General features: G+C 38.7%; 9 protein-coding genes. All 9 read right to left on the reverse strand.

The features are described from left to right. Window positions 1-8 precede the first annotated feature (8 nt). Entirely contained in the window at window positions 9-1721 is a 1713-nt protein-coding gene (locus tag ACE1CM_RS47695; protein WP_374886649.1) for a glycosyltransferase family 39 protein, read from the reverse strand. A gap of 31 nt (window positions 1722-1752) precedes the next feature. Beyond that, window positions 1753-3387, reverse strand: coding sequence for an ArnT family glycosyltransferase (locus tag ACE1CM_RS47700; protein WP_374886650.1), 1635 nt, complete (start codon window positions 3385-3387; stop codon window positions 1753-1755). 61 nt (window positions 3388-3448) lie between these two features. After that, window positions 3449-4459: a glycosyltransferase family 2 protein gene (locus tag ACE1CM_RS47705; protein ID WP_374886651.1), complete on the reverse strand. Its 1011-nt coding sequence runs from the start codon at window positions 4457-4459 to the stop codon at window positions 3449-3451. 45 nt (window positions 4460-4504) lie between these two features. Beyond that, window positions 4505-6088, reverse strand: coding sequence for a glycosyltransferase family 39 protein (locus ACE1CM_RS47710; protein ID WP_374886652.1), 1584 nt, complete (start codon window positions 6086-6088; stop codon window positions 4505-4507). An 86-nt stretch (window positions 6089-6174) separates the two neighbouring features. Beyond that, complete coding sequence (locus ACE1CM_RS47715) at window positions 6175-7722, reverse strand: glycosyltransferase (protein ID WP_374886653.1); 1548 nt, start codon at window positions 7720-7722, stop codon at window positions 6175-6177. A 53-nt stretch (window positions 7723-7775) separates the two neighbouring features. After that, on the reverse strand, window positions 7776-9428 hold the full coding sequence (locus tag ACE1CM_RS47720; protein WP_374886654.1) for a hypothetical protein: 1653 nt from the start codon (window positions 9426-9428) through the stop codon (window positions 7776-7778). Between the two features lie 52 nt (window positions 9429-9480). Next, window positions 9481-9897: a GtrA family protein gene (locus ACE1CM_RS47725; protein ID WP_374886655.1), complete on the reverse strand. Its 417-nt coding sequence runs from the start codon at window positions 9895-9897 to the stop codon at window positions 9481-9483. A gap of 61 nt (window positions 9898-9958) precedes the next feature. Then, window positions 9959-11023, reverse strand: coding sequence for an NAD-dependent epimerase/dehydratase family protein (locus ACE1CM_RS47730; protein WP_374886656.1), 1065 nt, complete (start codon window positions 11021-11023; stop codon window positions 9959-9961). A 54-nt stretch (window positions 11024-11077) separates the two neighbouring features. After that, window positions 11078-12358 (reverse strand): polysaccharide ABC transporter ATP-binding protein, encoded by a 1281-nt coding sequence (locus ACE1CM_RS47735; protein ID WP_374886657.1) that lies wholly within the window; start codon window positions 12356-12358, stop codon window positions 11078-11080. Window positions 12359-12363 lie beyond the last annotated feature (5 nt).

Consider the following 12363-nt stretch of genomic DNA (forward strand, 5'->3'; position numbering starts at 1 on the left):
CATAATCGCTATTTGGTTTTTTGCAATACCAAAACGTTTTTTTGTGTAAAAGGCATCCAGCTACTAAATGGATATCGTTTGATTTCTTGATATCCGTTTATCGGTCTAAATGCCATCACGTAATCTTCATTTTTTCCTCCCCACAAGCAGGAAAAGTTGATATATTTATCCCGACTGATGCGTCTCTTATGATTGCATAAATACCAGCCATTAAATTCAAATCCCCCGTTGATCCGCTCAGGCGCTATCTGAGATTCTTGCACCAAATTATTTAAGGCTTGCCACAATGCTCGGTTCGATGATAAGTAATCGTGAGTTGCTGGAATGGTGAATCCACTGCCGATTAACATCATTATCAAGACTAGAGGCATTAGCTTATAATTCATTATATTTTGGCTATTGTTTGAGGTACAAACCAAAACCGTCACTATCAAGAACGGCAATAAAGCAATCACATAGCGGTCATAAAAACCCTGCCAGGATAACCCAAGCAACCCCAGAGGAAAGAAATAGATAACTACAACAGCAAGAACGAGCGTTGTTATCCACGTTTTGTCTCTGGTTTCAGCATTTGAATCTCCAGCAAAAATTTGACCCACAGCCAAACATAAATACATCAGTAATAAAGCAGCACCAACTACCCCTATAACTGTTACGGCTATCCATACTCTGGGTGCTTGCGGTAGATAACTGTTCATTAATCCTACAGGGCCAAGCCCAAAATCAATCAATATATTTCCCACAAACGGCATGATTAGCTTTCTGGAGATTAATACCTGAATCGTTACAACGCAAAAAAATGATGCTGCTATCAGAAAAAACGTCCTTTGTCGATTAGATAAACTCTTGAATTTTTGCGAAAACGATACTATCAGTAATGGTAAGATAAATAGACCTAAATAAATTAAAGAAAATAAGGTTATCTTGCTATAATTGATAAATATATTATAAAATCCTAAAGAAACTTCTTTAACTAAAGTATTGATTTGATCGCCGTAAGAGTGGGGCGATCGCATAGTCAATTGCAGCCATTTTTGATAGGTGAATTGAATGGCAATACCACCTAATGTTGGTAAAAACCCTCTAACAATATTTGATATATTGATTCCTTTTTTTACGATGTACGCGCAGCCAAATGCCATAGGAATCGCTAATCCTGCTTGCCTAGCTAGGATAGCAACAGCAGCCATTAAAAAGCCAACAGTAATTTCAAGTTTTGATTCATATTTAAGCCCACGCAATAAAAAATATAACGATACAGTTGCAAAAGCGAAAAATGGAACATCATTCATAAAAGTATTAGAGAGTTCAAAGTAGATGGGATTGATTGCTACCAGCAAAGCTCCCAGAAGAGAAATTTTATAACCTGACTTGACTTCTCTTAGCAGTCCATAAGTTGTCACCACACCAATTAAACCCAAAGTTAAAGTAGAAAATCGCAGTGCGGTGAAGGAAAATCCAAATGGCAAGCAAAATAATGCTCCCCAAAAAACCTGAGAAAATAGATTAGTAGCAGTCCAGTCGGCAAGTTGAAAATCTCCTTTTTCAATTAGAGACTGTACGGAACGCGCATAAGCCCAATCGTCATTCAGCGGAAAATCTCCGATAGGATTTACGAGGATTACCATAATAATCCAGATAGCAACAATGACCAAAACATTAATAATATCTGCTTTGGTCAGCGTCCTAATATAATTAAAAGCCAAGAAGTTTTTATTCATTTGAATCTCTGGTAAAAGGTTTAGATAATTATCAGCTTAATTCACTTTTTGGTGAAGGTTTACTTTTGATTGAGTTTTTGTAATTTTCGATTAGAAATGTTCCGCAATATTTTTCAGAGTGCAAGACTCGCATCACATATTTGCGATTTAACTCGCCTTGCGTATTGGAATCGCAGTTTACAATAACTTCACCAGCCCGAAAAACTTGAGCCGATGGTTCTTCCCATTTAACTTCAAGCGGATATTGGCTGTTTAAATTTGCAACTTGAGTATAGAAAAGCAATGGAAGATTGTAACTAATACTATTTACTACCAGCAACTTATTATTTTTAACATCAATACGAGTGATTGCGAGTTGTTTAAAATATTTACTATAATCAAGTGCTAAAAATGATATAGCGGCATCGTTCTCGCGGAAGGGAACTCTGTTTATAGTAATTTCTAGAATGACGTTGTTTAAAAACGGCAGGATAAAAATACTAATAATCAGCAACATATAAGCCAACTGACGTTTAATCAAATCATCATATTTTTTAAATTTGAACCAACTTTTATAACAATAATCTGCAACTAACTTAACAACCATAGAAACTCCTAAGCCTGTAGTTAAAGCAGCGATAGGATACAGGGGAGCATCATACCAATTAAACTTTGATTTTGCATAAGAGATGATTAGAAAATAGGTGCCTAAATAGATGAAGCTAAATAAACTAAATTTTTGTGCTGCCTTGTCTTCACTTAAACTAGCGATCGCCAAGCAGAATGGAAATAAGTAAATCCAAGGGACAAATCTGTATGACAGTATATTAACTAAATAGTAAGAAAAGCCTCTAGGAGTCCCGCCTGGAACTATATCTCCATATCTACCTGTAATTTCATTAACCATAACTGCTGACAAAAAACCCGGTTTATAGCTCTCCCTTACTAGATAATAACCTATGGTTAATACCATAAAAATAATGGCTGAGTAATAAACTTGAGGAGACAGTAGCAGTTTTCTGACCTGTTTTTGCCATGCTGCATATATCAAAAGTCCAGGTACAGCGAGAATACCAGCTATTCCTTTAGTCCACACAGCAAGAACTAGGGCAAATGTTATTACAGTTGCATAAAAATTTTTATTTTTTTCTGCTGAATGCAAGTACATAAAATAGGCAAGAGAATAAATAGTTATCCAAAGTACAAGCAGTGCATCATAATCACCGTTTCTAGCTACATGTTCTCCTGTAAATCCAATAGAGGTTATTAAGACAAAACACCCCATTAAAGCAGCTTTAAAATCCTGTAGATATTTTATACCAAAAATATAAATTATAATAACTGTAATCAACGCTGAAATTGCCGAAGGTAATCGCAGGGCAAATTCGTTATAACCGAAAAATTTCATGCAGCCTGCAATTAGCCAAATAGCTAGGTTTGGCTTAGTATTAATTAGGTCAGGCTTGCCATCAAGATATTTAACTATCCAGTCGCCATTCAGCGTCATTTCTAATGCATTTACTGCTAGGCTTGATTCATCCCATTGGCGAATAGGGCCTTCACCAAGACGCCAAAAGAATACCAAATAGCACGCGATCAAAATCATCAAAATAGCAACTTTGTATCTGTAACCATATAGCAATTGTAAAATTTTTATAAAATTGTTTTCAATCCGCTCTTGATTCATATTTCTCCCGGTGTTAATGGTTACGATAAAACTTATAAAAGCAAAAAACGCAACTTATTATTTAATATCGTATACCACCATCTCCTGGTAGTTTAGGTTTAGCAGTTATGGCAATCTGCAATTCATTTTTATCTTCAAAGCCTTCTCGATCTTTAACTATATATAGAGGACGTTGTTTGACCTCATCAAAAATTCGTCCTAAATATTCACCAAAAACTCCTAAAGTGAAAAGTTGAACTCCACCAATAAACAAAATTGCTAGAATCAAGGTAGTAAATCCGGGAACATCTTGAGGAGCAAGACCAAAAATTTTCCGGTTTAGCATCCGGTGTACAAGATAAAACACAATGCCTGAAAATGACAAGAAACAGACAATTAAGCCAAAAGCTCCTGTCAGTTGTAAGGGTCGGTAGGAAAAGTTAATAATACCATCAAGGGCAAGACGTAAAAGTTTTCGGAATGTGTATTTAACATCTCCAGCCAAACGTCTATCTCGCTCGTAAGGAATGCCAATTTGTCGATAACCTATCCACGAACGCAATCCCCTGACAAAACGATTTCGTTCGGGCATACTATTTAAACAATCTACTATAGTTCTATCCATGACGCAAAAATCTCCTGAATCAAGGGGAATCTCAATTGATGAACACCATGCTAATAGGCGATAAAAGAGATAGTATGCAGATCGTTTAAAGATATTTTCTTTTCTCTTAGTGCGGATACCATAAACGACCTGATAACCTTGACGCCATTGATGGAGGAAGCGATGAAGTTCTTCAGGAGGATCTTGCAAATCGGCATCCATCACAGCTACCACATCACCTGATACATAGCGAAGACCTGCACTGACAGCTGTCTGATGACCAAAATTACGGGAAAAGCTAATGAACTTGAAACGAGAGTCTTTGCTATGCAGTTCTCGTAAAAGAGAAAGGGTTCTATCACTACTACCATCGTCTACCAGGATAACTTCAAAAGGGGAATCCCAAGTAGGGGAAGCAGCAACAAGACGCTCGTAGAGTTTGGGAATATTCTCTTGTTCATTAAAGACTGGTATGACGATTGACAACATAATAAATTTAAAGCTCCCAAAGGTTAAGGTAAATGCCTGAGCAACTTATTTTTTACGTTTTACAATAAATAATTCCAGAGGACTCCATGCACCTTGATCGGCAATTACTAAGGATTTTACTTCATATTTAGGGTTATTTTTAATTTTCCATTCAAACCATTTTTGATCTGTTTCATTTAAAACTAAGAAACGATCGTATTTTTTAAGAAACTCTTGGCTCTGAATAGTATTAATAACAGGATACTGACGTTTGAGGGCTGACAAATGGGTATAATCGCCAGTTGCAAATGCACTGTCTGTATTCTTTAAGGCAGTTTCCCAATCTAAGATGTGAAAATATCTGTTGGGATGGGAAGAATAATGAACCCGAGGTAGGAAGTCATGTCCAGCTTCCATAGCAATCGGTAATTCAGTATATCCATAGCTAGCATCATTAATTCCAGGTTTTGGCGAAGAATGCCCTAATTTTTTAGCATGATAAATTGGATGAATAATCAGAAGTGCAGTTAAAATAAAAAAAATTAATTTATTTTTACATGTAAATAAATTATTCCAGCTTAACTTTTCCTCTTGTCTATGCAAAGTGAAATTCGGGAACAGCCTGGAGGATAGATATGCTAATAAAATGGGCCAACCGATTGCAATAGTAGGGATGATATACCGATCGTTTAGCATGGGCTTTATAGTTAGAGTAATCGCCCAAGCTAAAACAGGAACTCCTATAAAAGTACCAGCTAATATTAGAAGAGAGATTTCAGCAACTCCCTTGGATGTCGCCAAATTTTTTGGTTCTGAGTCGTGGCTGATATAGAAAAATACTGAAAGCAATATTAAAGCGAAGATAAAAAATGAAAATTTATTTGACAATACAAAATAATTAATAAAAGTTATGACATCGATAACAGAGAACCATTTGGCCTGATTATTTGATTGATTAATCAGAGTAGGAATCAAAGGCAGCAAAAATAGCCAACCTAATATCACAGACAAATAAAGATTTTTTCGTATAATTTTAAAGTATCTGTCACGCAGGATAAAAGCAGCAAGAATAGCTCCACTGTAGAAAAGTCCATAGAGATGGGTTACAACAATAGCGCCATGAATCAAGCTGTTTGCAACAAGAAGCTTCCGCGAGCATTTTTCTTGTCTGTTGATGGTATCAAATGCTAGCAAGGCCAAAGCGCAAACAGCGGAGAATAACCCATACATTCTGACTTCAACATTATGATATAAAATCAAATCTGAAAAACTAAATACACTTAAAGTTGCAATGGAAGCTAACCAGAAGTTATAGGTACGCCGTAGGACGATCCAAACCAGTGTCAACGTCACGCATATCGCTAAGCTAGAGAACAGGCGCAGCGACAAGTCTGTGTTACCAAACACTTTAGCCCAGAACCATCCAAGTATGAAGTATAAAGGAGGCGATTGATTGAAGGTGTCCCCCCAAGCAGTCATCAGGTGTGGTAAGGATGGATCGGTAAGTAAGTAGTAGGATAACAGTTCATCGTTCCAAAAATACTTTTTAGGAGAAGCGATCGCGCAGCTAATGAGGAGGGATACACTAGCAAGTAGGGGAACTAGATATTCCCACTTATTCAGTTTTGAAACCTGATTTTCGAGATTCATAAATAATCACCTTATGGAGGGTAGATGCAGCCCTAATTTTTTGAGCAAAAAAGTAAATGTTTGCAGCAAAGAAATGTCCTCCCCCATCACAGCTGCTTATGTGGCGCTAGGGATTTTTTACCTTTAGGGTAGTATCCAATCCCAAAGACAGTTTTGAGCCACAGTCGAAATAAAACCTGCCAATAGCCACCACCAACCTTAACTAAACGGAACGAAGATACGCCCATATCTGGAGTTCGATTGATCCAAGAGATCGGCACTTCTTTTACCGAGTAACCCATTAAAAGAGGCTGAAGTCCTGTTTCGGCATTGACAGCAAAACCGGGCTGGGTTAATTGAATATTCTCCACCACTTCTCGACGCATGAGCTTCAGGTTATTGGTCAAGTCTCGAAAAGAACGAAGGAACAGAATTTGAGCCAAGGCATGAAATCCGCGATTGACCACGATTTTTGGCAATGGATAATTGAGCAGCACGCTATGGCGAGAAAAACGGCTGCCAACAACGACATCGTATCCTTCTGCCGCCGCATCAAACAGGTCCCGTATTTCCGGTAAGAGGTGCTGGAAGTCGCAATCCATTGACAATATGTATTTGCCTGTGGCGACTCGATAGCCATCTGCGATCGCTCTACCTACACCATTTGGCGGCGTCCGAAACACAGGTTTAATTATCGGATCTTGATCGGCTAATCTTTCAATCACCTCACGAGTGCTGTCGCGGCTATTATCATCAACGGGGATAATTTCGTGGAGATATTCGCCAAAAAATCCCTTCAATCGAGTAACCAAAGGTTCGATATTCATTTCCTCGTTGTGACAAGGAATTACAACAGAAATAGCTCCCCGCAATTGCTCGTGTTCGCATAAGGAAATTTGGGGTCGCTCAACCACACGGGGTGGCTTTTGAGCATGGATCAGAATCGAGCCTGCTAAGGTTTTGATCCCGGAGGCATTTTCCAGGATAATTGAAAGGTTCCGCAACAACCACACCATTTGGCGCGTCAGCGGTGCATAGACAAAGTCATTGAAGACGGCAAAATTTCTGATGAAGCCAATCTCAGAAATTAACTCGTAAAGTTCAGGACGATTCAGCAGTCGCCGGGGATCTTTTTGTCCGAAAAATTGCGAAATGAATCGGCGGACTTTCAGCACGATATTCCAGGGGTTGCTCTCGTAAAAAATCACTTGACCACCGGGTTTGAGCAATTCGTAAACGTTCTGGAGAACCCAGGCAGAATTGCGTTTATCTAAAAGATCCATCGCGACTATAAAGTCAAAACTTCTCCCGTCTAATGGGCCCGGAATCGAGGAAGCGTGGAGGAACTCTACGGATGAAGGCAAATCTTCTGGCCTGGAATTATCGGGATTGAAGGTTACCGCAGTAATAGGATTTTCCCCGCGAGAAACATGGAGTAGTTGTCGAGTAAAAAGACCCTGACCGCAGCCTAGTTCTAAAATTGTCTGGTTCGGCAGCAGATGAACCATATGCCGGAAGCTTTGCGCTCTCCAAAGCAACCTATCCTTCAGAATTGGATCTCGTCTTTTCCAATAGCGATCGCGATACTGTTCGCGGATTCCCAGAATGTTGGTTGCTTGAGTATTTTGTTCCGCAATCATCAATTTTTTGCTCATATTGCTTGCCTTTCACTCGTCGGTTAATTTGCATCAATTCTACTTGCTTGTTTCTATTGCTTTTTTACTAGCAATAGTTTTCTGTCCTCAACCTGACCAATAACTGTCAGTTTGTATTTAGGATTGCTGATAATTCTCATTTCCAACCATTTTGGACAGCTAATATTATCCCATTGGGGATCTAAGGTACATTTTTTCTCATAATCTAAATCATCTAGCACTAAAAATCGAGTGTATCTATTTAAGAAATCTTCACTTTTTATCACATGCTTAAACAATTCAGGGTAGTTACGTTTTAGCGCCTCCATATGTTTATATTCCTGGGTCGTAAATAATCCGCTTGAATTATCTACAGCAGCCTGCCAATCTAAAATAAAGAAATATCTATTCCGCTCAGGAGAGTAATGTAAGCGCTTGAGGAAATTATGGGAAAATTGCACAACAATCGGTAAATCTTTGTAGCCATATTTGTTATCGTTTAATCCTGGAATAGTTTCTTTTGGTAAACTGTTTGCGTATCTAATAGGGTAAACAACAATAATTGTCGCGAGCAATAATAAGAATATCTCTTTTTGAGATTTTATTAAAAATCTGAATAAAATAAACTTGCTATAAATAAACTGCTTAAAACTAGGGAAACCAACAATCCGTGAAGTGAAACCAGCTAATAATATTGACCAGCTTATAACAGTAGGAATCATGTACCTGTCTATAAATATAGGTTTGACAAGCCATGAAATAATCCAGATTAAAACAGGAACTAATAGAAAAGCATAGGTAAATATGAGAAGATATTTTTCGTGTTTGAGGTTCTGTTGATTCTGTATATTTGGCCTAGCAGCTTGAGTTTCATCATTTTTGGTTAAAATAATTTGCAGTGCAAAAAATAAAATTAAAAGTGGTAAAACAAGAATTTTGATATAAGATGAGGGTGAAAAAATCAGTAAATCAATTAAATCTTGAAGCAAAGGAATCGGAATCCATGTACGGGGATTGCCAGCATCAGCCTGGTTAAGAAAAGAGGGAATGTATAGAATCAGTGAAAGCCAACTTAAAACGATAGACAGGTAAAGTTTAGGTCTGAATATCTTAAAGTATCTGTCTATAACTATGTGGGAACAAACAATTGCTCCACTGTAGAACAGCCCAAAAAGATGCGTCTGAACCATAGCAGCATGGATAAAAGCATTTGAACAAATTATCCAGCTTGAAGATTTTGAACTGCTGTTATTGATATCGAATAGAAGTAAAGCAAATGAGCAAATAGCCATGAATAATCCATACATTCTGGCTTCGGCATTCTGAGATAGGATAAGCTCTGAAGTACAAAATACCGATAAAGTTCCAATAGAAGCTGACCAGAAATTATAAGTCCGACGTAATGTTACCCAAACAGTTACGCATGCCATACACATGCCTAAAGAAGAAAATAACCGAAGTGATAGCTCAGTCGAACCAAATGCTCTCGCCCAAAGCCATCCTAAAATGAAATATAGAGGCGGTGTGTTATTGATTTTGTCGTGAAAAGCACCCAACATATGGGTAAAAGATGGGTCAGCAAGCAAGTAATAAGAATAAAGCTCATCATTCCAAAAAAACTTTTTTTCAGAAACGAGAATACAGGAAATTAGCAGGGATGCAACAGCAAGAGCAGGGACTACATACTCCCACTTATTGGGTATTAAAAGCTGCTTGGTAAAAGTCATTGCGATCGCATCCTATTCTATGCTGTTAACCAAATTGAATTCGTGCTATTTGTTACTTAGTTTTAAACACTAATCGGTCGCTCATTACATAGTTCATAGCAGAGCCAATTACTATTCCCACTAGGGTGTTAATTAAATAATTAACACCTAACCAATTTAAAAGAGGAAACAAAATTAAACTCCGCATTGCTACAACAGAACCACAGGATAACTGGTAGAGAGGAATCTCTCGCCACAAAACTTCTTTAAATTTCCATTGACTTTTTGACCAAACCCAAGTCCGATAAACGAAAAAACTAAACAGCAGCGACACTTCAATTGCTATGACGTTGGCAATGTTATGCAGTACAGGTTGATCGAGCTTGAAAGACTTGATGATGACATCGATCGCTAAAATATTAAATGCTGCTGTCACAACCCCGCAGATCAGGAACCGGACTATTTTATTTTGTGATAATTTGGCTAACATGTTTGGGAAACTCTTCAAAGACAAATGGCGAGAAATCAGATCCTAGAAACTTCATCCGTCTCTATACCCATCGCTCAACGTTTTGGGTATAAATCTCTTTTAAGATATCCTTAACTGTGTAGGTTAGCTCCCACTCCGGATAGTGATTTTTGAACTTCTGGACATCCCCAATCCACCAAATGTGGTCTCCAATTCGGTTGGATTCAACATAGTTCCAGTTCAGTTTTTTCTCAGCAATGGCTTCGCAATGTTGAATTGCTTCTAACATGGAGCAATTGCTAAAACGACTGCCACCAATGTTGTAAACTTCAGCAACACGTGGAGCTAGATAAAAATGGTAGAAAGCATTCACCAAATCGTAGCTGTGGATGTTGTCGCGAACCTGCTTGCCTTTATAGCCGTAGATTTGATAAGGTTTCCCAGTCATGGTGCATTTCATTAAATAAGAAAGAAATCCATGCAACTGAGTGCCAGAGTGACTCGGACCTGTTAAACATCCACCCCGGAAGCTAGCCGTTTTCATGCCAAAATAGCGACCGTATTCCTGAACCAATACATCAGCTGCTACCTTAGAAGCACCAAACAAAGAGTGTTTGCAGTTATCGATACTCATTGTTTCATCAATTCCCTGGTAGTAGGGATGGGTTTCCTCAATTTCCCAACGGAATTCTTGTTCAACGAGTGGCAATAAATTGGGAGTGTCACCATACACTTTGTTGGTGGAGCAAAAAATAAAGACCGCTTCTGGGCAATGTTGACGGGTATTTTCTAGTAATACTAGAGTGCCGTTTGCATTGACAGTAAAATCAGTGTAAGGATCGCTAGCTGCCCAGTCATGAGAGGGTTGAGCTGCTGTGTGAATAATTAGACTAATGTCCTTGCTATAGGTCTTAAATATTTGGGAAATTGCCTCTTGATCGCGAATGTCAACTGTATGATGAATATAGCGATCGCCATACTCCTGTAGCAAGCGATCGCGATTCCATTCGGTCGAAGCATCTGCACCAAAGAAAACCTGGCGCATGTTGTTGTCAATGCCAACAATCTTATAGCCGCGTTCGGCAAAAAATCGCACTGATTCGGAACCAATTAATCCTGCCGATCCTGTCACCAAAACAATGCTCATAGTTTCATGCTTCCTAAATGTTTTACCCGTTCTCAATCCGTCAGACTCAACTAACTAATTGACTGACAAAATCTCAAAATCACATGTCACGCAACCATCAAAGGGCGGTCTCATGCCAAACCCTTCTGCTTCAAGATTAACCACCTCAATTTCACATGCATATTCGATAAAATCAAACACCTCGCCTCCTAAAGGATCGGCAAGCCAAAATCCAATTATATAAATATCAGGCTTGAGGTGTAATTCTTTCAGCCTTAGCCTCACTATATTACGTCCCTTTTGCAAAGATATAACTTTACCAATTGATAGGGTATCGGCATTAACTAACTTGGTTCCAGATTTGTTATATATAATAACGGCAAGACTCCCAACATATCTAGATGAGTCTGAATCAATCGCTAATAAAAATTCAAGCGAGCCATTTGAATATGGTTGAAACCCAATTGATTCATTCAGACTGCTGTATTGAACTTCCGCGAAGCGAGCCTCTCCCGTCCCAGTTCGGATCAGGTCTGATACATTAATCCAATTATTAGGGGAGGTTTGATAAAAATTGTTGGCTATATATCTTTCAACAGTACTCGCAGTATCACCTTGCGCGGTTAACTGTCCGCGTTCAAGCATTAAACACTGGGAGCATAACCTTTGGATGGCTTCCATATTATGACTGACGAACAACACTGTCCGCCCCTGACTCTTCGAGACATCCTGCATCTTTCCAAGACATTTTTTCTGGAACTGTATGTCACCGACTGCTAGCACCTCATCCACAATTAAAATTTCTGGTTCCAAGTGAGCAGCAACGGCAAACGCCAGTCGCACGTACATTCCGGAGGAATAGCGTTTAACAGGTGTATCTAAAAACTTTTCTACTTCCGCAAATTCAACAATTTCATCAAACTTTTTTTTAATCTCTACCTTACTCATGCCCAAAATAGCACCGTTGAGATAAATATTTTCCCTCCCTGTGAGTTCTGGGTGAAAACCCGTGCCGACTTCCAAAAGGCTTGCTACTCGTCCATTAATAGCAACTTCACCCGTAGTAGGTTCTGTAATTCTGCTCAAAATCTTTAATAAAGTTGATTTTCCAGCTCCATTGCGACCAATAATGCCAACCCTATCTCCCTGTTTTATCTCAAAAGACACATCCTTCAACGCCCAAAACTCTTCTCGATTAGAAACAGGGTTGCTGTTGCTAGAAAACCTGAGCAATCGGCTCAGATATTTCGCTCCATTGGTCAGCTGATCTCGCAAGGTTGCATATTCTCCCTGCATCTGGTGACCAATAATATATTTTTTTCCCAGGTTTTCGACGCTAATGACAGTCTCAGACATCTCCA

Origin of the sequence: Microseira sp. BLCC-F43, from assembly GCF_041929235.1 — a bacterium.
GTDB lineage: Bacteria > Cyanobacteriota > Cyanobacteriia > Cyanobacteriales > Aerosakkonemataceae > Microseira.

Bases quoted from the DNA above. Each gene is read 5' to 3' on its own strand.
- ACE1CM_RS47695 (WP_374886649.1), bottom strand. From the start codon at position 1,721: ATGAATAAAAACTTCTTGGCTTTTAATTATATTAGGACGCTGACCAAA.
- ACE1CM_RS47700 (WP_374886650.1), bottom strand. From the start codon at position 3,387: ATGAATCAAGAGCGGATTGAAAACAATTTTATAAAAATTTTACAATTG.
- ACE1CM_RS47705 (WP_374886651.1), bottom strand. From the start codon at position 4,459: ATGTTGTCAATCGTCATACCAGTCTTTAATGAACAAGAGAATATTCCC.
- ACE1CM_RS47710 (WP_374886652.1), bottom strand. From the start codon at position 6,088: ATGAATCTCGAAAATCAGGTTTCAAAACTGAATAAGTGGGAATATCTA.
- ACE1CM_RS47715 (WP_374886653.1), bottom strand. From the start codon at position 7,722: ATGAGCAAAAAATTGATGATTGCGGAACAAAATACTCAAGCAACCAAC.
- ACE1CM_RS47720 (WP_374886654.1), bottom strand. From the start codon at position 9,428: ATGACTTTTACCAAGCAGCTTTTAATACCCAATAAGTGGGAGTATGTA.
- ACE1CM_RS47725 (WP_374886655.1), bottom strand. From the start codon at position 9,897: ATGTTAGCCAAATTATCACAAAATAAAATAGTCCGGTTCCTGATCTGC.
- ACE1CM_RS47730 (WP_374886656.1), bottom strand. From the start codon at position 11,023: ATGAGCATTGTTTTGGTGACAGGATCGGCAGGATTAATTGGTTCCGAA.
- ACE1CM_RS47735 (WP_374886657.1), bottom strand. From the start codon at position 12,358: ATGTCTGAGACTGTCATTAGCGTCGAAAACCTGGGAAAAAAATATATT.